Source organism: Pseudoclavibacter sp. 13-3, assembly GCF_021168475.1.
Classification (GTDB): domain Bacteria; phylum Actinomycetota; class Actinomycetes; order Actinomycetales; family Microbacteriaceae; genus Pseudoclavibacter_A.
The window spans coordinates 290874-314934 of sequence record NZ_JAJOZT010000003.1 but is presented as its reverse complement, the minus strand read 5'-3'; the positions used below and the strand labels follow the sequence as shown (position 1 = coordinate 314934).

The window sequence follows — 24061 nt, the reverse complement described above, 5'->3', positions numbered from 1 at the left end:
AAACAAATGAGCGGTCCCGCTTGAGGCCCAGAACCCAACAGATCCCAGCACCTTTGGGGTGACAAGAAGAAACAATACCCACACCCCACCAACCACCCAAAACCACCCACCACACCCGGGCGTGTCGATGAGACATCGTGCGTTTCCTATACGTTCACTCCCCACACTGGTGGCGCCCAGCTTCCTGCGAGACAATGGCGGCACATGCGGTGGGGCCTGCCCACCGTTCCTCGAGTTCTGGGTGTCTCTCTGACACCCAGGGAAGGAACACCAATGCCCATCACCAAGACGCTCTACACCGCCGAGGCCCTCGCCACCGGAGACGGACGCAACGGTCACGTGCACACCACCGACGGTCAGATCGATCTCGATCTGGCCGTTCCTGTCGAGATGGGCGGAGCCGGCGGCAAGGTGAACCCCGAACTGCTCTTCGCCTCGGGCTACGCCGCCTGCTTCCACGGTGCGCTGCAGCTGGTCGCCAAGAACGAGGGCGTGGCCATCCACGACACATCGGTCGGCGCGCGCGTGCACATCGGTCCCAACGGCGAGGGCGGCTTCGCACTGGCCGTCGATCTCGAGGTGAACATCCCTGGTCTGCCCCACGACGAGGCCCAGGCGTTGGTCGACAAGGCCCACCAGGTCTGCCCGTACAGCAACGCGACTCGAGGCAACATCCCCGTGAACGTCACCGCAACCGACGACTGACGCTCGCCGCGTCGCACGCACCGAGGGCGCACGCCGGCATCTGCCTGGCGTGCGCCCTCGGTCATTTTTCGCATCGTTCTCGTTCGACGCTGACGACTGACTACCGGCCGGCTACCGGCTGTCAGCGACTACTTGGTCTCGTGGTTCGCACGGGGGCCGTTCTCAAGCTGATCGCGCACCTCTTTGCGCAGCACCTTGCCGATCAGCGACTTCGGCAGTTCACTCCAGATCACGTACGAGCGCGGCACTTTGTACTCTGCCAGGTGCTCGCGGGCGTACTCACGCGCGACCTGCTCGTCGAAGGGTTTGGGCGAGTCGTCGAGCAGCGGCGCCGGTTTCTCTGCGGATGCCGTGCTCACGGATGCTGCGCCGGCGGACGCTGGACCGGCGGACGCTGGGGCTCCGGTCACAGGCGGGGTTGCGCCGGCATCCGCGTGCTCGGGCACGATCACGGCCGTCACGCTCTCGACCTGCGACGTGCCCCGCCGAACGCCGACCACCGCGCATTCGGCGACGCCCGGCACCTTCGAGATCACCGCTTCGACCTCACTGGGCGAGACGTTGAAACCGCCGGTGATGATCAGCTCTTTCTTGCGGTCGACGACGGTGACGAAGCCGTCGGCATCCTGCGTGACCAGGTCGCCGGTGCACAGCCAGCCGCCGTCGAGCAGCACCGCCTCGGTCTCTGCAGGTCGATTCCAATACCCCTGGAAAACCTGCGGCCCGTGTATCAGCAGCTCGCCGGCCTCGCCGGTCTCGACTTCGCGCTCGACGTCGTTCGGGTCAACCACTCTGATATCGGTCGACGGGAACGGGATGCCGATGGTACCGGTCTTGCGCTGATCGGAGAACGGGTTGCCGAGCGCGACCGGGCTGCATTCGGTGAGCCCGTAGCCTTCGACGAGGCGGCCACCCGCGACCGACTCCCAGCGTTCGACGATGGCGTCGTTCAGCGTCATCGCCCCAGAGATCGCATAGATCACACCGCTGAGATCGAGCTTGCCGTCGCGTGCCACTCGCGCGAGCCGGTCGTACATCGGGGGCACCGCCGGTATGAACGTGGCCGGGTGCTTCTTGGACGCCTCGACGACGAGCGCCGGGTCGAACGTGGGAAAGAGCGTCGCCCGCGCGGCGACGTGCACGGCATAGATCACCGAGAGCAGCAGCCCGAACGCGTGGAACATCGGGAGCAGCCCGTAGATCGTCTCGGCGCCCGGGGTGAAGCGGGGCATCCAGGCGGCGCCCTGGCGGGCGTTGGCCCAGAGGTTGCCGTGCGTGATCTTCGCGCCCTTCGGGTCGCCGGTCGTGCCGCTGGTGTACTGCAGCAGAGCGAGCGACTCGTTGGTCGGTCGCGGGTACGACTGGTCGATCGGGCCGTACTTCAAAAGCTGTTCGAACCGCTTGGTCTCGGCCGCGGGGCCGACCAGCGCCGCACGCTTCTCGCGGGCCTTGGCCAGCGGCAGGCGCAGCGCGAGCCGCAGCTTGAGCGGCATCGCCCGGGTGATGTCGACCGAGACGATGCGACTGGGCACGGCCGCGTCGCTCATGCTGCGCAGCGTGCCGACCACCTTGGTCCAGACGATGGCGATGTCTGCCTCGTGATCGAGGAACTGCTTCTCGTGCTCACTGGCGGTGTAGATCGGGTTGTGCTCGACCACGATCGCGCCCAGCCGAAGCACCGCGTAGAACGCGATGACGTGCTGCGGGCAGTTCGGCATGATCAGCGCAACGCGGGTGCCCGCGGCGACGCCTTCGAGTCGCAGCCCCTCGGCCACCGCGTCGACCTGCGCGCGCAGCTCAGCGAAGGTGAGCTCCTGCCCGAAGAACTCGATCGCCACGCGATCGCCGAAGCGGTTGGCGCTGCCTTCGAGCATGTCGTAGAGCGACCCGGTCGGCAGATCAATGTCTTTCGGCGTGCCGTCTGCGTAGAAGCGATTCCAGGCGCGGGTGGCGTTGATCTCGGCTGCAGTGGTCATGCGTCGATTGTATTGGCCGGCGTGCGGATGCCCGGCGCGACAAGCGGGGAATGCGAAGGGCCGTTCTGTGGTCGGGGCGCGGCTGTGAAATGCAAGAGAGTCGTGCACGGGCCCGGGAAGCGGGGCCGAGAAGCGAGGCTCAGACACGGAAGGCCACGCTGACGCCTCAGAACGGTGCTTCGTCTGGAATCGGCCCGCGGCCGGCGGCCGCGTGCGGGAGCGTCTTGTACGTCGCGCCCGTCGGACTCACCCACCGCAGCACTGCGTCGCCGATCTGTTTGACCCTCCAGTCAGATTGGTGCTTCATGACATGGTGCCGCCGACAGAGACAGGCGAGGTTGTCGGCGTTGGTGGGGCCGTCCCACTGCCAGTCGATCGTGTGATCGACTTCGCAGTGGTGCGCCGCCCGCAGACAGCCGGGAAAACGACATGTCGCATCACGGGCGCGCACGAATTCTCGTAGATCTGCAGACGGGCGATATCGCTTTCAGTCGAGGCTCAGCGCAGCGCCGGTACTGGGGTCGGTCATCATGCGGAACAGCACCGACGACTCGGCTGCCAGCTCTCGCGCCGTCTCAACGCTGATCGGCCCGACGCCTTCGAGCTCTGCGATGCGATGCGTCGTCTGCGCGTGGTGTGATGCGGCCTGAGGCTGCAGCCCCTTCGCCAGTGAGATCACGGGAACGGTAACCGTCACGCGCGCGATAATGCCGGCGCCAAGACCTGATGCTGTGCGTGCAGGCGTCGTGCGTGTGGCAGATGACGCAGCCGCCTCGGACACCGCATTCGTGTGTGTAGGGTCAGCCTCCGGTGAGCGTGATGCACCATTCAGATCGGAGCCCGGGAGCGACGGGGAGTCTGTACCTGGCACGACACCGTGAATCAGCAGGTCGCGGAGCACATCAACGTGCATCTGTGACAGCGTGCGGTTCTCGCTGTCACTGCACGCATGGCCGCCAGCATCAGACCTCTTGACACCCGCGGCGATCGATCGGATGCGGTCGTAGCAGGCAGCCGCCTCGACAGCGGGCAGCAGAGTGCTCAGCCAGGCCATGCCGTCGTCGGCCGGCTGCAACGCGACGTGGCGATCGGTTCTGGCCTGCAGATGACGCGCATAGGGCGACTCTTCGCGCAGCTGCTCTCTCAGACGGCGCGCGAGCCGTCTCAGCTCGGCGGGAGTCATGTGGTCGTCGACAACGGCGTCGATGAGGCGACTCTCGCAGGCCGAGCGTTCACAGTCGCTGAGCCCCGTGAGCTCTTTGGCGATCACCTCGACATGCCGACGGGTGACCATGCCCTCGCGCCACACCTGCAGTGTGGCAGGCAGCTGGGAGATGAGCTGATCGTCGAGATTCATGAGTCGCTGCACCACGCGTTCGCTCAGGCGCAGCTCGCAGGCGACATCGGCGCACATCGCCGCCAGCTTCCACTCGACAGGCCCCGTCTGCTCGCGATCGTCATTGACTGTGTCACGCTGCAGCCACCCCAGCATCTCGGTCTGACGCGCTTCGAGCCGGTCGAGCTCGACCTGCGCTTGACCGATGTCGGCGACCCGGGCACCGTCGCCAGCGCAGATGTGCCCGCCAATAGGCGCTTCGCTGCGGAGGCCTGGTCTCGTGTTCATGGCTTGATTCCATCACGAGCCACCGACATTCAGACACCAGCGTTCAGCCGCGCCGGTTCTGTGGATAACGGGCGTTGACAGGTCTCGCTGTGCAGAGTTCTGTGACTCGATTCTCAGCCGCTATTTGCTCGCATCGAGGCTGCCCGTGGCCAGTCGACGCAGCGACTACTTGCGCGCGGCAATGAGGTCAGAGACCGTCACCGTATGCGGGCGGTCGGGAACCATGTCGCCGGTCAGCCCCTGGACGAGAGTGCCCGGATCGATCTCAAGAGCAGCGGCAATGCGCACGAGCGTCAGCAACGTCGGGTTCGCACCACCTCGCTCGATCTTGCCGATGTTCGTGAAGTGGATGCCTGCCAGCTCACCGAGCTCCTGCTGACTGATGCCCAGCCCATTGCGCAGAGCGCTGATGCGCTCGCCCACGATTCGGGCGGCTTCTGAATGCGGCTGAGACATACGACATGACTACCCACCTCAGGCTCGAGTCACCAGAGTGTCAGTGCATGATGCTTTAATGCCTCATGTACATATACCGCACACGAGGGGGAGCTGGCCCATGCCGAAGTCACTGATCGAGGAACTGCCAGAGATCGTGAAGGAGGGGCGCGAAGAGGCCCGTCGCATTCTCGAGCGCATCGGCACCACGCAGCGGGTGGGGCTGCAGACGCGGGAACTGGTGATTCCGCACCGCAATGCCAGTGGCTTCGAACTCTCACCCGGGAATGCTGCTGCGGTTCCCGACGCCCCGAACCGGCTGATCTTCGGAGACAACCTGCTCGCTCTCGCCGCACTGCTCGCCGGAGACGACGACCACGCGAGCCTGCGCGGCCAGGTGGATCTGATCTACATCGACCCTCCGTTCGACTCGAAGGCCGACTATCGGTCAAAGATCCAGCTGCCGGCAGCGCCCGGCTCGCACGATTCGGTGGACGTCAGCAAGCGCCCGACCGTCGCCGAGCAGTCCGCCTATTCAGACACGTGGGCGGATGGCACAGCCTCGTACCTGCGGATGATCACACCTCGGTTGATTCTGATGCGCGAGCTGTTGAAAGACACTGGGAGCATCTACGTGCACTTGGACTGGCATGTGGGCGCATACGTGAAGATTGTGCTGGATGAAGTGATGGGCAAAGATGCCTTTAGGAACCAGATCACCTGGCGCAGAGAAGTGTCTCGTGGAATGAAGCAGCACTCCACTTTTTTCGGACACAACGCTGACTACATCTTAATCTATTCGGCCGGCGTCGCCCCTTACTATCAGCGAGCGACCAAGGAGACCGAGGTCAGCGACCTAGACGAGTTCTTGAAAGACGAATATGGGTACTTCTCACATTCACACAAGGGTACGTATTCCGATCAAAGCCTCATTGATCTCCACGACAAACATCGAGTCTTCATAAGTCGAGGGGGCGAAGCCGTTATAGATCGACAGCAGCGGACTTTCAGCACCACTGCAGGGACTCCCCGAATTAAGTACTATCTTCAAGAACGCAAAGGTCATTACTACAAAACATCCGTGGTAGATGACATCTGGTCAGATGTCCCTGGAATTGCACAGCTCAAAGGCGAACGCCTGGGGTTCCCAACCCAAAAACCCGAGGCACTCCTCGAACGCATCATCAAGGCCTCCTGCCCAGAGGGCGGCCTCGTCGCCGACTTCTTCGTCGGATCGGGCACCACTGCTGCAGTCGCCGAGAAGCTCGGCCGCCGATGGATCGCCGTCGACCAGGGCAAGCCCGCCGTGATGATCACACGCAAGCGACTCGTCGACATCACCGATGCGCCCACCGATGACGGCAGCACGAAGCCCTTTCTCTACCAGTCCGTCGGCGACTATCAGATCGAGCAGGCCAAGAATGCGCTCGGGCGCAAGTTCCGCGTGGGCGATCTCGCGAAGGTCGTGCTCGGCCTCTATGGTGAGCACGGCGCACTTCCATTGCCTGCTGAGTCGAACTACAAGAACTCTCTCGGGCAAGTCGGCAACACCGAACTGGTCTACGTCGACAGCCCCAGAGCGGTCACCGGCCTCACCACGCTGCGTCGCGCGCAGAGCCTGAGAGACAGCACGCTCGGCGGGTTCAGGAAGGTGACCGTGCTCGGCTGGAACTTCAGCACCGACATCACCGATGCCATTCGCAAGCTGGGCGACCCGAACCTGACCGTCAAGGCCATCCCCTCGAACCTGCTCGACGAGCTGAAGAAGAAGGGCGACAAGAACCTGCGCGGCAAGATCGCCTTCTCGACCATGCAGTACGTCGACGCGCACCTCGCGCACCACTCGCACGGCACCGACGCCGACGGCAGACCGACCGACGACCTTGTCGTACAGCTCGACAACTACGTATTGGTCGATCCCGACGCACTGCCCCTCGACAAGCAGGAGGATCGCGACCGTGTGCGCGCCGTGCTGAACGCCGAACCACTGGCGCTGATCGAATACTGGGCCGTCGACCCCGACTATGACGGGATCACCTTCCGCTCGACCTGGCAGGAATACCGCGGCAATGGCGCGAACGACGAAGACGAACTGCGCACCGGCACCACTGCATCCCTCACTGTGCCGACGATCGACCCCGCGAAACGCGCCGCCGATCACCCATTCGGCGCAGACCGCGTGATCGCGATTCGGGCAGTGGACGTCTTCGGGTATGAGTCCGAGAAGCTCTTGCGAGTTCCAAGCGAAGCCTCAGCGAATCTCGTTACCGAGCCCGCGAGTGGTCAGGACGCTACGGCACCTGGAATCGCTGCAGCACCCGGAATCAACGCAGGAGGCGCACGATGAGCCTGATCACCGAGAATGACATCTTGCACCCAGAAGAAGGGCAGTCGGTGCGCACGCAAGACGCTGAGTTCGCCCTCGCGAACGCGATCACCGTCGCCACAGCAGACGCCACCAGGGATCTGAGCGTCGGAACACCCAACACGATCACTGATCAGGTCACCCCGATCACCGCCGAACTGCTCGACTGGTGGTTTCACGAAGACAACATCGCCACCAGAGACGACATCGGGCAGCCCAACTTTCACCCAGGGCAACGTGATGCCATCATCGCGGTGATCTATGCCCACGAAGTGCTCGGCACGACATCACTGAGCGACATCTACGATCGACTGGTACCAGGCTGGTTGCGCAACGAAAGACTGCACCAGACGATCGACACGAATGAGATCAGCGACCCCAGCAACCGGCATCCCAAGTACGCCATCAAGATGGCGACCGGAACGGGAAAGACCTGGGTGCTGAACGCTCTGCTGATCTGGCAGTATCTGAACGCACTGGCCGCGCCGAACGATCGTCGATTCACCAAGAACTTCTTGATCGTCGCACCCGGGCTCATCGTCTACGACAGGCTGCTCGACTCGTTCAAGGGCAAACCGGCGGATGCTGGCGTCAGCGCACCAGCGAACGGCGCTGACGCGGCGCTGCAGCGGGACTACCGCACCAGCGATATCTTCTCGAATGAGGCACTCTTTATTCCCGACCGGCACCGTGAGCGCGTACATGCGTTCATGCAAGGTGCCGTTGTCGAGAAGGCTGAGATCGGCCGCCGCACGACACCCAACGGCATCATCGCCATCACCAACTGGCATCTGCTCGCTGGCAAAGACAAGGATGCCAAGGACTTCTTGCCTGACGACGAAGCAGACGTGGTGGCCGACGGGCTTGATCCCGATGCCAAGGCCGCTGCGGCCAGCATCCTGCCGCTGACGCCGGGCATCGCATCGGGCAACAGTCTTGACACGCTCGACCGCCGCGCCGGCCGCGGAACAGAGTTCGAGTGGCTGCGCGACCTACCCGACCTGTTGGTGTTCAATGACGAGGCGCATCATATTCACAAGGTCAAGCGCGACGGTGTGATCGAACCAGTCGAATGGCAGCGAGCGCTCGATGAGATTGGCGCTTCAAAAGGTGACCAGTTCACACAGATCGACTTCACGGCGACCCCGTACGGTGAGAAGAGCGTGCGCGGCGGAGGAACGCGGAAAGTCTATTTTCCTCATATTGTCGTCGACTTCGACCTGCGAGCAGCGATCAAATACGGGCTTGTGAAGAGCATCGCGCTCGACAAGCGCAGCGAGATCGCCAGCGTCGCGACTGAAGACCTCGATTTTCGCACTGAGGTTGACGATGACGGCAATCGCAGGGTGAGCGATGGGCAGGCCATCATGCTGAGTGCCGGTCTGAGAAAACTGGCAATTCTCGAAGAGGACTTTGCCAAAGTCGATGAATCCAAACATCCGAAGCTCCTGGTGCTGACCGAAAACACCGAGGCCTCCAAGGCCATTGAGGCCCACCTGCTGTCGCAGGGCATTCCTGCAGAAGAGATGCTGCGCATCGACAGTGACAAGAAGGGCGATATGAAGCCCGACGAATGGGCTGCCGTGAAACGCCAGCTGGCTGGGCTCGACCGGCTGAAGAACCCACGGATCGTGATCAGCGTACTCATGCTTCGCGAGGGGTTCGATGTGAACAGCATCTGCGTGATCGTGCCGTTGCGCGCGTCGCAGAGCAAGATTCTGCTGGAGCAGGTGGTCGGTCGCGGCCTGAGACTCATGTGGCGCGGCAACAAAGACATTGACTCGATGAAAGCGGAGAACCGTAAGCGCATTCGCGAAGGTCTCTCACCCACCACGCGTTTCGATCTGCTGTCGATCATCGAGCATCCCGCGTACGAGGGCTGGTATGTCGATGAGCTCGGAGCCGGGCAGATCGGTGAAGATCCCGATGAGACCACCGACGGCACGACTGGCGACATCGAAGTGGTCGAACTGCGTGATGACTACGAGCGCTTCGACTTCTCGATCCCCTTCATCATTCGCGACGCAGACGAAGAACTCGCCGAGCCGAGCATCGACATCACGAGCCTGTCCCGGTCGAAGTACCCGTTCGACGATCTGAAGAAACAGGTCGGTCACGGCGAGCGCTTCACGGAGCATGACGCGCTCGAAGGCACGACTCTGGGCGAGTACGTCGTCGACGCGGGTGTGTTCACCGCGGCGAGCTACAGCGAGTATCTCGCCCGCATCGCCGCGCACATCGACGATGTGATGGGCCGCGCACAGACGGCTTCGGGTGAGCGCAGCAAGCGGCACAGTGCATTTCCTGTCTTGCAGATCGCCCGGCCAGTGCTGATCGGCATGATCGATCGTTATGTTCGCACCCGGCTCTTCGGCCAGCCGTTCGACCCCATGGAAGATGAGAACTGGCGTCTGCTGCTGCTCTCAGGAATGCCCGAGGAGGTTGCCAAAGTCTTCGTGCCCGCCTTGGTCGACCAGCTCGACCGCACCACCACGGCCGACGCTGTGGTCGACTACCGGCAGCTGTCTGAGGCCAGGTCGCTCACGGCGTCAGCCGCCCGTCTGATCGAGGCCCGCAAATGCATCTACCCGAAGCTGCGCATTCCCGCGAGGGGCAAAGGAGGCGGCCTTGAGCGAGACTTCGTCGAGTGGGCAGACGAGACTGGAGCGATCGAGGCCTACTGCAAGATCGACGAGCACAAACACGATTGGCTGCAGCGCCCCTATCGGAAAGACACCGGATACCCGGCGCGTTACTCCCCCGACTTTCTGGTGCGCACCGCATCAGACGTCTACGTGGTCGAGACAAAGGCGCAGTCGAGCCTGAGCGACGAGAACGTGAAGCGCAAGCAGCGTGCTGCACTCGCATGGGTCGAACGCATCAACGCTCTGCCCCTCGAACAACGCGGCGAGAAGGATTGGCACTACGCCCTGATCGGCGAAGATCTCTTTCACCGCTATCGCGAACAGAACGGCGGTCTCGTCGCTCTGATGGAGTTCGCCAGCCTGCATTCCGCTGCAGACCAGGCGAGCACCTTGTTCTGAGCGATGGCGTGCGCCGATTCGCGCCACGGGCCTGAAGCACGCTGACGCGTTGTTGTGGCGTCCTGCTGAGGTTTGGGCACGACACGCCGGTCGCCTGCGGGCCATTTTAGTTGCTGCGACAATGGTTATAGGTTTATGCAAGTGAACGGCGTGATCATCTGAGACCAGCATCGCCCAGACAGGCGCCAGGCACGAACACGCATCAGCACAACCAGCAGAAAGAGACCCCAATGACTCTCAAGATCGGCTACATCGTCGGCAGCATCGCCAGTCAGTCCATCAACCGCAAGCTCGCCGAAGCCATCACGAAGCTCGACGTCGCAGACGTCGAGCTCTTCGAGATCCCGATCAAGAGCCTGCCGCTGTACAGCTACGACTACGACGCCGATTTCCCCGCAGAGGGCAAGGAGCTCAAGGCCGCGATCGAGGCTGCAGACGGCATTCTCATCGTCACCCCCGAGTACAACCGTTCGATCCCTGGCGCATTGAAGAACGCCATCGACTGGTCGAGCCGCCCGTGGGGCACCAACTCGTTCAACGAGAAGGTCGTCGCAGTCATCGGCACCTCGCCCGGGGCCGTCGGCACCGCAGCAGGTCAGCAGCACCTGCGGTCGATTCTCTCGTTCCTCAACACCGTCCAGCTCGGTCAGCCGGAGGGGTTCATCCAATTCACGCCTGAGCTGCTCAACGAGGCTGGCGAGTTCGCCAGCGAAGACACTGCGAAGTTCGTGACCAGCATCATCGACGCCTTCGTCGCGCTCATTCACCGCGTCAACGGCTGATGACTGCCCGCCACTGATTCTGGGAGCTGAGCCCGGCCGCCCACCGCCCTGACAGATCGCCCTGCACCCTCGTTGATGAGGTGCAGGGCGATCTTGTCTGCCGGGGTTTGCGCACGGTTTTGTCGAGAGTGACACGGTTTTGTCGAGATTGGCCGAATTTGAGCAGAACCGTGTACATCCGGGCGGAACCGTGCTTTTCCGGCACAGAGATGGCTGCGCTGGGGCACGATCGGCTGCTGCTGCTGCGAGCCGAGCTCAGCACTCAGCACTCAGCACTCAGTGTCGGCCAACCCCTCCGGCCTCATCGTCGTGGGTCACACGGCCCTCGACTCGCCGACGCAGCCCAGCTTCACCGGGTTCGTGGGGCAGGTTCGCGACGACCGGGAACATCCCCGTCTCGCCGAGGCGCTGCGCGGCGATCTCACGCACCCGACCGCGGCAGGCGAACCAGCCGGCCACCAGCGCGATGGCCACCGCGATCATCGACAGCATCGTGAAGGTGCCGGTCGGGTAGTCGAAGCCGATCAGCACCACGACCGCGGCCAGGAACACCAGCGTGATCCAGTTGGTGTACGGCGCGCCGGGCATGCGATATGCAGGGCGTTCGTAGAGCCCGAGCTTCGACAGTCTGACGAAGCGCATGTTGGTCAGCGTGATGGTTCCCCAGGCAGAGATGATGCCGAAGGCGGCGAGGTTCAGCACGATCTCGAAGGCCTGGTCGGGCACGATCATGTTCAGCACGACGCCGGCGAGGGTCACGACCGACGTCATCAGGATGCCGCCGTAGGGCACGCCCGCCTTCGACAGCCGCCCGGCGAACGCGGGTGCGGTTCCGCCCTTGGCCATCGAGTGCAGGATGCGCCCGGTCGAGTACAGCCCGGCGTTCAGCGACGAGAGCGCGGCGGTGAGCACGACCAGCTCCATGATCGGAGCCGCGGCCTCGAAACCGACCCCGCGGAAGAGCGTGACGAACGGGCTCTCTCCGGCGTGGAAGGCCGTATACGGCAGCAGCAGCACCAGCAGCAGCACCGACCCCACGTAGAACAGGGCGATGCGCATGACCACGGTGTTGATCGCCTTGGGAATCACCTTTCGCGGGTTCTCGGTCTCGCCGGCCGTGGTGCCGACCAGCTCGATGCTGGCATATGCGAACACCACGCCCTGCAGAATCACCAGCGCAGGCATCACGCCGTTCGGGAACATGCCGCCGTTCTCGAAGATCAGCGTCGGCCCGCGCGGCGACCCGTCGGGCATGCCGAAGATCAGGAACAGCGACCCCACCACCAGGAACGCCACCAGCGCGACGACTTTGATGAGCGCAGCCCAGAACTCCAGCTCGCCGAACACCTTCACCGAGATCATGTTCATGCCCAGCACGACGACCAGCGCGATCAGCGCGATCGACCACTGCGGCACAGACTGCAGCCAGGGCAGCATGCCCACGTCGCCGAACCACTTCACATAGATCGCCACCGCGGTGACGTCGACGATCGAGGTCGTGGCCCAGTTCAACCAGTACATCCAGCCGCTGAAGAAGGCCATCTTCTCGCCGTAGAACTCGCGGGCGTACGAGACGAACGACCCCGACGACGGGCGATGCACGACCAGCTCGCCGAGGGCGCGCAGAATGAGGAACGCGAAGATGCCGCAGACGGCGTAGTCGATCAGCAGGGCGGGGCCGGCCTGCTCGAGTCGCCCACCAGAACCGAGGAAGAGCCCGGTGCCGATGGCCCCGCCGAAGCCGATCATCTGCACTTGGCGGGGTTTCAGCCCCTTCTTGAATCCGGCCTGCTCCTCGGTGCCGATGCGGCCGGCACGCTTCTCGGCCGGCGACCAGGCGTCGTCATGCTCGCTCATACTGCTCTGCTCTCAGAATTGTCGTGTGATGGATGCTGTTGTCGCGGAGTGCCCGTGTGGTCAGACCTCAGCGGGTCGCGAAACGCGGTGCGGCGGCGAAGCCCGATCTGCCCGCCATCCCGCGCTCTGCCTGGCCACTCCGGAGACGAATGCCGCGGTGCCCGGGGCGTCGAGTGCGCAGGCCAGGGCGACGTGCAGCGCCGCCAGCGCCGCTTCGAGGGTGAGGTCGCGACCGTCGACGACTCCCGCAGCCTGTAACGCGGCCGCTGCGGCATAGGCGCCCAGATGCACCCCGCCATGCCCGCTCTGACTGATGGCGACGACCGTCTGCCTGCGGGCGTGTTCACGCAGCACGTCTTCGAGCCCGGGGCTCTCAGACGGCACCGTGCCCGATCCGAAACAGCACAGCACGGCGGCCGGCCCTTCGCCGAGCGCCGCATCGAGAAGCGCCGCGGTCACTCCCGGATACACCGTGGCGACCCCGATCTCGTGCGGCGCGAATGCCCCGAACTCCAACGGCCTCGCCGAGGCGCCGTCAGCGGCGGCCTCGGCGGCGAACGAGTCGCGGCGTCCGTTCGACGCGGTGAAGCCCTGCGCCGAGACCGACGAAGTCTTGGAGACATGCAGGCCGGGCAGCAGATGGCCGCCGAACTGCACGAACACCTCGACTGCTCCCGCGATGCCGCACTCGGTCAGCCGCGCAGAGGTTGATGCAGTTCTCTCGCACGCGGCTGGCGCTGGAGCCTGCGCAGCAGCAATCGCGTCGCGCAGGTTTTTCTCGGCATCGGTGTCGTGTGCGCCATCGGCCGCATACAGCGGATGCTGTGCGCCGGTCAGCACCACGCGTGCCGGTCGGTCGGCCTGCGGCAGTGCGAGCGGCAGTGCGAGCGACAGCGCAGCCGCCGTGTAGGCCAACGTGTCGGTGCCGTGCAGCACGACCACGGCATCCGCACCACGACCGATCGCGTCGACCACTGCATCGACGATCAGCTGCCACTGCACGGGCCCCACGTTGGCGCTGTCGAGCAGCGGGGCGAGTTCGACGACCTCTGTGCCGACGGGCAGTGCCCCCTCGGCGCGCAGGCAGCCGACGAAATCAGGGTCGGGAACGAGACCGGCGGCACTCTCGGTCATGCCGATCGTGCCGCCGGTGTGCACCACTGTGAGACGCACGCGGTCGAAGACGTCTAGGCGGCGCCGTCGAACATCGACGTCACCGAGCCGTCGGCGAAGACCTCGTGAATGGCCTTCGAGATCAGCGGTGCGATCGACAGCACGGTCAGTGTCGGGAAGATCTTGTCAGCCGGCAGCGGCAGCGTATTCGTCACCACGACGCGGTCGATCTCGGGGCTGGTCAGCCGCTCGACCGCCGGGTCTGAGAACACGGCGTGCGTGGCACCGACGACGACCTTCGCCGCACCGTGCGCCTTGAGGGCACGTGCCGCAGCGAGAATCGTGCCGCCGGTGTCGATCAGGTCGTCGACCACGAGACAGGTGCGCCCCTGCACGTTGCCGACGATCTCGTGCGCGGTCGCCTGGTTCGGCACCAGCGGATCGCGACGCTTGTGGATGATGGCCAGCGGCGCACCGAGCTTGTCGCTCCAGGTGTCGGCGACCTTCACACGACCCATGTCGGGCGAGACGATGGTCAGATCGTCATGCCCGAGGGTCTGGCGGAAGTGCTCGAGCAGAATCGGCTGCGCGAAGAGGTGGTCGACCGGCCCGTCGAAGAAGCCCTGGATCTGTGGCGAGTGCAGGTCGACCGACATGATGCGGTCGGCACCTGCCGCCTTGAACAGGTCGGCGACGAGGCGGGCCGAGATGGGCTCGCGACCGCGGTGCTTCTTGTCCTGGCGGGCGTACGGGTAGCAGGGGGCCACAACGGTGATGCGCTTGGCCGAGGCGCGCTTGAGCGCGTCGACCATGATGAGCGACTCCATCAGCCATTCGTTGATCGGTGACGTGTGCGACTGGATCACGAAGGCGTCAGACCCGCGGATGCTCTCGTCGTACCGAACGTAGATCTCGCCGTTGGCGAAGTTCAGCGCTTTGGTCGGCACCAGTTCGGTGCCGAGGTTCTTCGCGATCTCTCGAGCCAGTGCAGGGTGTGCCCTGCCGCTGACCAAGACGAGTCGCTTGTGGTTGTCCGCATTAATTCCCGACACGGGATGCCCTTCTGTCGCCTGTCGCCGACTGCTGCTCGTTGTTGACTACTCGTTGCCGCTGATGCGGCCGTTGCTCTGCTCGGCGTCTTGCTCGCCGTGCAGAGCGGCCTCGGCTGCCTCTGCCGCGGCCGTTCCGGCACGATGCTCGATGACCCAGCCCTCTTTGTTGACCTGAGGTGCCTGGGTGATCACGAGCGAACCCGCCGGTACGTCTTTGCGAATGATGGTGCCGCCGCCCGAGTAGACGCCGGCACCGATGTGCACGGGGGCCACGAACACGTTGTGCGCACCGGTGCGCACCTGCGGCCCCACCGTCGAACGGTGCTTGTGCACGCCATCGTAGTTCGCGAAGATCGTGCCCGCGCCGATGTTGGAGCCCTCGCCGATCTCAGCGTCGCCCGCGTAGCTGAGGTGCGGCAGCTTGGCGCCGTGGCCGATGGTGACGTTCTTGGTCTCGACGAACGTGCCGATCTTGCCGTCGTTGCCCAGCACAGTGCCCGGACGCAGGTATGAGAACGGCCCCACATGCGCGTTCTCGCCGATGCGGGCCGAGAGCGAATGCGTGCGGCAGACCTCGGCGCCGAAGCCGACCTCGGTGTCGATGAGCGTGGTGTCGGGGCCGATCACGGCTTCGTCTTGCACCACAGTCGTGCCGCGCAGCTGAGTGCCCGGCAGCAGTGTGACATCCTGCCCCAGCTCGACAGTCACGTCGATCCAGGTGCTCGCGGCGTCTTGGATGGTGACGCCGCCCAGACGCCAGCGACGGATGATGCGACGGTTGAGCTCGGTGGCCACCTCGGCCAGTTGCTGGCGATCGTTGATGCCCTGCACGAGCATCGGGTCGTCGATGATGTGCGCAGAGACGGGGCGACCCTCGCCCACCAGCACGCCGATGGCGTCGGTGAGGTATTTCTCGTTCTGCGCGTTGTCGACGCCCACCTGCGCGAGTGCGCGGCGCAGGTCGTTGGCCTGAAACAGGTAGGTGCCGGAGTTGACCTCGTCGATGAGCAGCTGCTGCTCGGTCGCGTCACGCTGTTCGACGATCGCCTCGAGATTGCCCGATGCCGTGCGCACGACGCGTCCATACCCCGTCGGGTCTGCGATCTGGGCGGTGAGCACGCTCGCAGCCGCTCCGCTGGCACGGTGCGCGGCGATGAACGCAGCCAGCGCATCCTCACCCAGCAGCGGCACGTCGCCGCTCGTGATCAGCACGTCGCCGACGAAGCCCTCATCGAGCACGTCGAGACCGGCCTCGGCAGCGGCGCCGGTGCCGGGAACCTCGCCCTGCTCGGCGATCTCGACGCGCGACAGCAGCGTGCGGGCGGCCTCTTCGACGCGCTGGCGCTGATGACGAACGACGAGGACCACGCGGTCGGGCTCGAGGGCGTCGGCGGCGAAGAGCACATGCCCGATGAGCGGACGGCCGGCAAGCGCATGCAGCACTTTCGGCGTCGCCGACTTCATGCGGGTTCCCTGCCCTGCTGCGAGAATGATCACTGCCAAGTTGCTGTCAGCCATTTGCCTGAGCTCCCATCGGTTCGACTGCGCTCCGCCTCCAGGATTCGAACCTGGTCCTCACAGCTCCAAAGGCTGTCGTGCTGCCGTTACACTAAGGCGGACCGGCAGCAGGACTGCCGCAGACCACTTTACTCGTGGGCCGTCGACGCGTGCCACCTGACATCGCACAGCAAACGTCGAGAGCGCACCGCTTACCATGTAGACCATGGACGCGACTGCCGGCATGCTGCTGCTCGACATCGCCCTGCTCGTCGCCATCGTGCAGCAGACGATCAGCGGCGCTCGACGGGGGCTCGCCCGCATCATGCTGCGCCTGGCCGGACTCGTCGCCGGGGCCTTCGCCGCCTGGCTGATGATTCCCCTGGTCGTCACGTGGGACACTCCCGGGGCGACGCGCATCGCACTGGTCATCATCGTCGGTCTCGGGTTGGTGTTCATCGGCGGCGCGCTGGGCGGCATGATCGGCGGCAGCCTTGGCGGGATGCTCGATCGCGTGCGCCTCGGAGCCGTCAACCGGCTGCTCGGAGCACTGGGTGGCCTGCTCACCAGCAGCCTGGCCATCGGTCTGGTCGCTTCGGCGCTGGGCGGCATCGGCGCGCCCTGGCTGACGCAGACGATCAGCGGCTCTCGGGTGATCTCGACGATCGACGCGCTCATGCCGACCAGCCTGCGCAGCAGCGCGGCCACGTGGGGGCAGAGCGCCCTCGACGAGGGCCTGCCCTGGGTGGTCGAGGCCCTCGGCGGAGTCACCCAGGAGCCGACGCTGCCTCAGGTGAATCTCTCGAGCCCCGAGCTCACGCAGGCGGCGAAGTCGGTGGTGCGCATCAGCGGCACGGCCTATGCCTGCGGGCAGGAGCAGACCGGGTCGGGATTTGTGGTGAGCGATGACCGTGTGGTCACCAATGCGCACGTCGTCGCGGGCGTGGACGAACCGGTCGTGGAAGCCCCGGGAGAACGGGCCAAGACGGGTCGCGTGACGTATTACGATGCGGCAGCCGACCTCGCGGTGATCGATGTGGACGGCCTGGACGCGCCGGTGCTGCGACTCGCGTCGAACGTGGGCGTCGGCACGCAGGGCGCCGTGCAGGGGTATCCCGGCGGTGGACCGTTCACGTCGGGTGCTGCCAGCGTGATCGCCGACGGCATCGTGAACTTCAGCGATTCGGGGCCACGAGACGTGCTGACCCTCGCGGCTGAGGTGCGACCGGGCAACTCCGGCGGGCCAGTGGTCACCACCAACGGGCAGGTCGCCGGTGTGGTGTTCGCGAAGGAGCGGTCAGTGTCGAATGTCGGCTATGCGCTGACCCTCAGCCAGCTGCGACCGGTCGTGCAGCAGGCGCCTGCTCTGACTGCTGCCGTCAGCTCGGGGCAGTGCACGGCGGGTTGACAACGCGCCAGAGCAGGTGCACTGGGATCACGCGACGCGACTCACCGAGTTTGCAGAAAAACTGCTCATCTCGGGCTCATGAGCAGTGTTTTTACCAACTCGATGTGCGCTGAACGGGCAGCTACCCCTCCAGCTTTTCGGCCAGCTCGAGCCACTCGGCCTCGAGCTCGTCGATCTCGGCGCTCGTCGACCTGCGCAGCGCATCGATCGTGGCGAGCCCCTCGAAGTCGCTCTGGTCGGCCGCGGCGAGATCGGCGTCGATCTTGCCCAGCGCATCGCGGGTCTTTCCCAGTTTGCGTTCCAGCGCCGCCAGCTCCTTCTCTGCGGCACGGCGTGCGGCCCCGCTGAGCTGCGGCGCGGCGGATGCTGCAGTCGCGTTCCCGCCGTCGCCTGCGCCGCGAGGCGCCCCCTGACCGGCACCAGCGCCGCTGCCGACGCGAGATGAGGACGATGTCGTGTCGGCATCCGCCGAAGAGCCCTCATGCGCAGCCGCATCGAGCCGCAGGAACTCGTCGACCCCACCGGGCAGATGCCGAAGCGTTCCGCCGATCAGGGCGTACTGGTCGTCGGTCACGCGCTCGAGGAAGTACCGATCGTGCGACACGACGATCAGCGTGCCGGGCCAGGCGTCGAGCACGTCTTCCATCGCGGCAAGCATGTCGGTGTCGAGGTCGTTGGTCGGCTCGTCGAGCACCAGCACGTTCGGCTCGTCGAGCAGGGTGAGCAGCAGCTGCAGGCGACGGCGCTGCCCGCCGCTGAGATCACGCACGGGGGTCGACAGCTGCGCGCTCGAGAAGCCGAGCCGCTCGAGCATCTGCGACGGACTGAGGTCTTCGTCGCCGACCTTGTAGGTCGTGCGCACCCGGCCGACGACCTCGCGCACGCGGTCGTCGTTCACCTCGTCGAGTTCGTGCAGCTCCTGGGTGAGCTCGGCGAGCTTCACGGTCTTGCCGACCTTGATGCGGCCGGTGGTCACCGCAGTGCCGTCACCGGCATCGAGCTGAGCGGCCTGCGTCGAGCCGCCCTTGCCCGAGGCCTCTGTGATCAGGCTCAGCAGCGTCGACTTGCCGGCGCCGTTCGCCCCGAGCAGCCCGAGTCGATCGCCGGGGCCGATGCGCCACTCGACGTCGTGCATGAGCACGTGCTCGTCATACTGCACCGTCACGCCCAGCACGTCGATGACGTCTTTGCCCAGACGCGAGGTGGCCATCGACTGCAGCCGCACCCGATCGCGCACCGGCGGCACGTCGGCGATCAGCTCGTTGGCCGCCTCGATGCGGAACTTCGGCTTCGAGCTGCGCGCCGGCGCGCCACGGCCGAGCCAGGCCAGCTCTTTGCGCATGAGGTTCTGGCGTTTGGCCTCGACGGCGGCGGCCTGGCGGTCGCGCTCGACGCGCTGCAGAATATAGGCCGCGTAGCCGCCTTCGAAGGGCTCGACGGTGCCGTCGTGCACCTCCCAGGTGTCGGTGCAGACCGCGTCGAGAAACCAGCGGTCGTGGGTGACCATCACGAGCCCGCCGGCGTTCTTCGGCCAGCGCTGCTTGAGGTGTCGCGCGAGCCAGGTGATGCCCTCGACATCGAGGTGGTTGGTGGGCTCGTCGAGAAAGAGCACATCCCAGTCTTGCCGCAGCAGAGCCGCGAGCGCGACGCGACGACGCTGACCACCGCTGAGCGCACCAGTCGTGGCGTGCCAGTCGAGGTCGCCGAGCAGCCCGGCGAGCACGTCGCGCACTCGCGGCTGCGACGCCCACTCGTGCTCGGGCAGGTCGCCCACGACCGCGTGGCCGACGGTCTCGTCCGGGTCGAGGTTCGGAGCCTGCGCGAGCACGCCGACGGTGATGCTGCCGCGACGGGTGACCCGCCCGGTGTCGGGCTGCATCTCGCCGGCGAGAAGTCGCAGCAGGGTGGTCTTGCCGTCACCGTTGCGACCGACGATGCCGATGCGCTGCCCCTCGGCGAGGCCGAGGGAGAGGTCGTCGAAGACGTCTTTGGTGGGGTAACTGAGGCTGATGTGCTCGGCGCCGAGAAGGTGTGCCATTCGACAAGGGTACCGCGCCCCTGGTGCAGGGCTCGGCGCGAGCAGGATGCCGGGTCGCGCGCGAGCGACAGGTCTGCGTCAGAATGTCAGTGGCCGTCACTCCCGTGCTGAGAGCCAAGGGGGCTGTCACTCCCCCGCAGCTGTCAGCCGAACGGATGACACGGGCAACGCCCCGGCCCCGCAGGTTCAGCCGGCCGGTCGATGTGCCTGCACCGCGCATCCGGCGAACATGGGGTCATGACTCAGACGGACGACCCCACGCACCCCGCACACTCTGTTCATGCTGGCGGATCAGCAGCAGCGCCGACATCGACAGCAGCTCCGGCGCCCATCGCGGTGCGCAGCCTCAGCAAGTCGTATCACGGCCGAAAGGTGCTCGACGACATCACGCTCGACGTGCGCGACGGCGAGACGCTCGCGCTGCTGGGCCCCAACGGCGCAGGCAAGACCACCCTGGTCGAGACGATCATCGGGTTTCGCCGGCCAGACCATGGCAGCGTGCGCCTGGTGGGCGCCGATCCGCGCCACTCGACCCGCGAGATGCGCAACCGCGTCGGAGTCGTCTTGCAGGAGACCCAGGAGTCGGGCGTGCTCACCGTTCGCGAGCAGCTCACGCACTTCGCCGGCATGTACGACGATCCGTGGTCGGTCGACGACCTGATCGCGAGCGTCGGGCTCACCGCTGCAGCCGACCGGCGCGTGCGCGCGCTGTCAGGTGGCCAGCGCCGACGCCTCGACGTCGCGCAGGGAGTCGTCGGCCACCCCGAGGTGCTCTTTCTCGACGAGCCGACGACCGGTTTCGATCCGCTGGCGCGCACGGCATTCTGGCACCTGATCGACACGATCAAGGCCGGTGGCACCACCATCGTGCTCACCACCCACTACCTCGAAGAGGCCGCGCATCTCGCCGACCGCGTCGCCGTCATCGCCAGTGGCCGCCTCGTCGCGCTGGGCAGTGACCTGGCACAGACCCCAGCGCTCGCCGATCGGCCCGAGCTGCATCTGCCGACTGTGCGATGGCGCGAGGATGGCCGAGACCGCTCCGAGATCACGGCCACGCCGGGTGCGCTGATCGCTTCGATCACTGCCCGGCTTCAGGGCGAACCCGAGCACCTCGAAGTGTGCCGCCCCACCCTCGCCGACGCCTACCTCGCACTGATCGACGACAGCACCGATGAAAGGCCCGCAGCATGAGCACTTCGACAGTCATCCACCGGCACCGCCCGACCCTCGCCGCGCTGACGCTCTCTCGGATCGACGTTGAGCTGCGCGCCTACCGCCGTCAGCCCGACACCGTGTTCTTCACCTTTCTGTTTCCCGTGATGATGCTCTGCATCTTCGCCACGGCCTTCTCGAATCTGTCTTTCGGCCCAGACGACCTCGGCCTGACCGCTGCCGGCTACTACCTGCCGGCGATGCTCGCCAGCGGGGTGCTGCTCAGCGGGTTTCAGAACCTCGGCTCCGACCTCGCCGTCGAACGCTATGACGGCACGCGTCGGCGCCTCGCGCTGACTCCCCTGCCGGTCGCGGCCTATCTGCTCGGCAAACTCGGTCTCGTGCTGATCACTGCGCTCGTGCAGGCTGTTGCACTGATCGCGGTCGCACGCTTCGCCTTCGACGTGCCCCTGCCCGACACCTGGTCGGCCTGGACGACGCTGATCTGGGTCTTTCTGCTCGGGCTGGGCACGTCGGTCGTGCTGGGATTTCTCGTCTCGTACCTGCCGCGCAGCGCGAAGAGCGCCACCGCGGTCGTGCTGCCGCCGGTGCTGATTCTGCAGTTCGTCTCGGGCGTCTACCTGCAGTTCTCGCAGCTGCCCGAGTGGCTGCAGGATGTCGCCTCGCTGTTTCCGCTCAAGTGGATCGCCCAGGGCTTTCGCGCTGCGCTGCTGCCGGATCAGTTCTCGGTGCTCGAGCGGGGCGGGACCTGGCAGCTGGGCCTCGTGGCGATCGTCTTGGCCGTCTGGTTCGTCGCCGGTCTGGTCGTGACCCTGCTCACCTTCAGGTGGGTGCCCGGTGAACGACGCTGAGTCGGCCCGCGAATGCCGCATCCGACCCACCGAACAGGTGCAGCTACGCTGATGGACATGCCCGCTCTCACAGCCGACGCCTTCGCCGACGGGCGCGCACCGGCATCCGCCGCACAGCCCGCGCAGCGCTCGTGGCAGTGGGTCTGGACGCTGCTCTTCATCGCGCTCACCGGCGCCCTCGCCGCCTCGACCGTGCTCTCGTGGCACGCCGAAGTCAGTGCAGATGCTGCCGCAGTCGCCGATGCGCGCGGAGGCAACGGCTTTCGAGACTCGACCCCGGCGATGGTGATCGCACTGTCGGGAGCGGCCGTCTTCCTCGGCGCGTGGGCAGTCTTCGGCCGCAGCGCCATGGCGTCTACAGCCCGACTCGACCGGCAGCTCGTCGCCGGGGCCACGGTGCCGTCGCAGCCGATGCGCCGCTACGACGCGCAGGTCGTGCGGTACTTCGTCACCGCCATCTTGGGCCTGATGCTGGCGGTGACGGGCGACCCGCAGATGGCGACCCTGCAGGCGGTGTTCTATCCGAGCCTGTGGATGCTCTCGCGCGGACTTCGACGCGGTCTGATCTGGAATCTGGCGACTGCCGTCGGCGTCACCGCGGGGCTGCTCGCGGGGACATGGGGTGACAGCGGCTGGAGCGGCTTGGCCTCGGGGGCGGTCGACGACCGCGGACTGCCTGCCGAGCTGCTGCGCGCGGGCTCGATCGGCATGGTCTCGTGGCTGTTCAGCACCGCGATGGGCGTGTGGCTGACGATGGCGTTCACCCGCGGTCACGAACGCGAGATGCTGCTCGAGCAGCTGCGTCGGCAGGAAGCGCAGCTCTCAGCCGAGCGAGCCGATCTGGCGGCCGAGCGCGAGCGCGCTCGCATGGCGGCCGATCTGCACGACACGGTCTCACAGAGCATCGCCGGCATCGTCATGCTCGCACAGCAGGGCGCACGAGAGCATGACTCGCAGCGATCGGCTCACCTGTTCGGCGTCATCGAGTCGAGCGCCAATCAGGCGCTCACCGAGGCGCGAGCCCTCGTGGCCACCACCAGCACCGCGGGGCTCACCTCGTCACACGGGCTGACGCTCGCCCTCGAACAGGTCTGCGAGCGCTTCGCCCGCGAGACGGGCATCGAGGTGCACACCGACCTCGACGCGCTGGGCGATCAGGCGATGACGCAACGGCGTCAGACGCTGCTCGTGCGCGCGGCGCAGGAGGGGCTCGCCAACGCGCGCAAGCACGCCGACGCCGACGCGGTGCGGGTCGAGCTGCGCAGAGCATCCGACGGCAACGCCGTCACACTCGCCGTGATCGATGACGGGCGCGGCCTGTCAGCCGGGTTCGTCGTCTCAGACAGCCGCGGGTTCGGCCTGCCCGGCCTCGAACAGCGCATCACGCAGGCCGGCGGCACCCTGACCGTGCGGGCGCAACCGCACGGCACGATTCTGGAGGCGACCCTGTGAACACCATTCGAGTGGCGATCGCCGACGACCACCCCATCGTGCGCAGCGGGCTCGTCGCGCTGCTCGACGGGCAGGCCGGCATCGATCTGATCGGCCAGGCCAGTGATGGCGACGAGGCGGTGGCCCTGGTGACGGCAGAGCACCCCGATGTGCTGCTGTGCGATCTGCGCATGCCGGGACGCGACGGGGTCGAGGTCACTCGGGTGGTCTCGGAGCGGGTGCCCGAGACGCGGGTGGTCATTCTGACCACCTACGAGGATGACGACGCGATCGTCGCAGCCATCGCTGCGGGTGCCAAGGGCTATCTGATCAAGGCGGCGCCCGCGGACGAGCTCATCGCCGGCGTGCGCGCCGTGGTCGCGGGCGAGGTCGCTCTGTCGCCGCAGGTGGCGACTGCGCTGGTGACCCGGCTGCAGCGCGGGTCTGCGCCGGATGCGGATGAGGTGAGACCCTCACCTGCCCCGCCGCTCAGCCCCCTGTCGCCGAGAGAGACCGAGGTGCTGCGCCTCGTCGCACAGGGCATGCGCAATGCCCAGATCGCCGAGCGACTCTATATCTCTGAGCCGACGGTGAAGACGCATCTGCTGCGCACGTACCAGAAGCTGCAGGTCAACGACCGCACCCGCGCGGCGACCAAGGCTCTCGAGCTCGGACTGATCTGACCGGCACTCCTGTGCTGATCCCGC

18 protein-coding genes, 1 tRNA gene and 1 pseudogene are annotated in these 24061 nt (G+C 65.8%); 9 read left to right on the top strand and 11 right to left on the bottom strand.

The window, feature by feature from the left end:
• Positions 1–273 precede the first annotated feature (273 nt).
• Positions 274–705 carry an organic hydroperoxide resistance protein gene (locus LRX77_RS07500; RefSeq protein ID WP_231832285.1) on the top strand — a complete coding sequence of 144 codons (432 nt, stop codon included), beginning with the start codon at positions 274–276 and terminating at the stop codon, positions 703–705.
• 128 nt (positions 706–833) lie between these two features.
• Here LRX77_RS07500 and LRX77_RS07495 read toward each other — a convergent pair whose 3' ends face one another.
• The 5 genes and pseudogenes from LRX77_RS07495 to LRX77_RS07480 form a co-directional block, all read right to left on the bottom strand.
• Entirely contained in the window at positions 834–2681 is a 1848-nt protein-coding gene (locus tag LRX77_RS07495) for an AMP-binding protein (RefSeq protein WP_231832284.1), read from the bottom strand.
• A gap of 166 nt (positions 2682–2847) precedes the next feature.
• Positions 2848–2988 (bottom strand): hypothetical protein, encoded by a 141-nt coding sequence (locus LRX77_RS07490; protein ID WP_231832283.1) that lies wholly within the window; start codon positions 2986–2988, stop codon positions 2848–2850.
• Positions 2989–3132: pseudogene (locus LRX77_RS10605) on the bottom strand (HNH endonuclease signature motif containing protein); the annotation flags it as partial.
• Between the two features lie 36 nt (positions 3133–3168).
• Complete coding sequence (locus tag LRX77_RS07485) at positions 3169–4305, bottom strand: DUF222 domain-containing protein (RefSeq protein WP_231832282.1); 1137 nt, start codon at positions 4303–4305, stop codon at positions 3169–3171.
• Positions 4306–4470: 165 nt separating this feature from the next.
• Positions 4471–4761 (bottom strand): helix-turn-helix domain-containing protein, encoded by a 291-nt coding sequence (locus tag LRX77_RS07480; protein WP_231832281.1) that lies wholly within the window; start codon positions 4759–4761, stop codon positions 4471–4473.
• A gap of 100 nt (positions 4762–4861) precedes the next feature.
• Between LRX77_RS07480 and LRX77_RS07475 the strand changes: the two genes are divergently transcribed.
• From LRX77_RS07475 to LRX77_RS07465, 3 genes are all read left to right on the top strand, one after another.
• Positions 4862–7087: a site-specific DNA-methyltransferase gene (locus LRX77_RS07475; RefSeq protein ID WP_231832280.1), complete on the top strand. Its 2226-nt coding sequence runs from the start codon at positions 4862–4864 to the stop codon at positions 7085–7087.
• A complete protein-coding gene (locus LRX77_RS07470; protein ID WP_231832279.1) occupies positions 7084–10149 on the top strand; it encodes a DEAD/DEAH box helicase family protein in 3066 nt (1021 codons plus the stop codon). Before LRX77_RS07475 ends, LRX77_RS07470 begins: the two co-directional genes overlap by 4 nt.
• A 230-nt stretch (positions 10150–10379) precedes the next feature.
• Positions 10380–10931 (top strand): NADPH-dependent FMN reductase, encoded by a 552-nt coding sequence (locus LRX77_RS07465; RefSeq protein ID WP_231832278.1) that lies wholly within the window; start codon positions 10380–10382, stop codon positions 10929–10931.
• A gap of 276 nt (positions 10932–11207) precedes the next feature.
• Here the strand turns inward: LRX77_RS07465 and LRX77_RS07460 are convergent, their stop codons facing one another.
• From LRX77_RS07460 to LRX77_RS07440, 5 genes are all read right to left on the bottom strand, one after another.
• Complete coding sequence (locus tag LRX77_RS07460) at positions 11208–12788, bottom strand: amino acid permease (protein ID WP_231832277.1); 1581 nt, start codon at positions 12786–12788, stop codon at positions 11208–11210.
• Positions 12789–12848: 60 nt separating this feature from the next.
• Positions 12849–13961 (bottom strand): asparaginase domain-containing protein, encoded by a 1113-nt coding sequence (locus tag LRX77_RS10530; RefSeq protein WP_231832276.1) that lies wholly within the window; start codon positions 13959–13961, stop codon positions 12849–12851.
• A gap of 14 nt (positions 13962–13975) precedes the next feature.
• On the bottom strand, positions 13976–14953 hold the full coding sequence (locus tag LRX77_RS07450; RefSeq protein WP_231832275.1) for a ribose-phosphate diphosphokinase: 978 nt from the start codon (positions 14951–14953) through the stop codon (positions 13976–13978).
• 45 nt (positions 14954–14998) lie between these two features.
• Entirely contained in the window at positions 14999–16471 is a 1473-nt protein-coding gene (glmU, locus tag LRX77_RS07445; RefSeq protein ID WP_231832274.1) for a bifunctional UDP-N-acetylglucosamine diphosphorylase/glucosamine-1-phosphate N-acetyltransferase GlmU, read from the bottom strand.
• A gap of 29 nt (positions 16472–16500) precedes the next feature.
• Positions 16501–16572 (bottom strand) — tRNA-Gln (locus tag LRX77_RS07440).
• Between the two features lie 104 nt (positions 16573–16676).
• On the opposite strand from LRX77_RS07440, the gene LRX77_RS07435 reads away from it, so the two are divergent.
• A complete protein-coding gene (locus LRX77_RS07435; protein ID WP_231832273.1) occupies positions 16677–17858 on the top strand; it encodes a MarP family serine protease in 1182 nt (393 codons plus the stop codon).
• A gap of 121 nt (positions 17859–17979) precedes the next feature.
• Here the strand turns inward: LRX77_RS07435 and LRX77_RS07430 are convergent, their stop codons facing one another.
• Entirely contained in the window at positions 17980–19896 is a 1917-nt protein-coding gene (locus tag LRX77_RS07430) for an ABC-F family ATP-binding cassette domain-containing protein (protein ID WP_231832272.1), read from the bottom strand.
• Between the two features lie 237 nt (positions 19897–20133).
• Here LRX77_RS07430 and LRX77_RS07425 point away from each other — a divergent pair, with 237 nt between their 5' ends.
• From LRX77_RS07425 to LRX77_RS07410, 4 genes are read left to right on the top strand one after another with little or no spacing between them, the layout of a single operon-like run.
• The gene (locus LRX77_RS07425; RefSeq protein ID WP_231832271.1) at positions 20134–21090 is read left to right on the top strand and encodes an ABC transporter ATP-binding protein; all 957 of its coding nucleotides are present in this window, start codon (positions 20134–20136) and stop codon (positions 21088–21090) included.
• A complete protein-coding gene (locus LRX77_RS07420) occupies positions 21087–21923 on the top strand; it encodes an ABC transporter permease (protein WP_231832270.1) in 837 nt (278 codons plus the stop codon). The genes LRX77_RS07425 and LRX77_RS07420 overlap by 4 nt, the downstream gene beginning before the upstream one ends.
• A gap of 57 nt (positions 21924–21980) precedes the next feature.
• Positions 21981–23375, top strand: a complete 1395-nt coding sequence (locus tag LRX77_RS07415; RefSeq protein WP_231832269.1) for a sensor histidine kinase — start codon at positions 21981–21983, stop codon at positions 23373–23375.
• Positions 23372–24037, top strand: coding sequence for a response regulator transcription factor (locus LRX77_RS07410; RefSeq protein ID WP_231832268.1), 666 nt, complete (start codon positions 23372–23374; stop codon positions 24035–24037). Before LRX77_RS07415 ends, LRX77_RS07410 begins: the two co-directional genes overlap by 4 nt.
• Positions 24038–24061 lie beyond the last annotated feature (24 nt).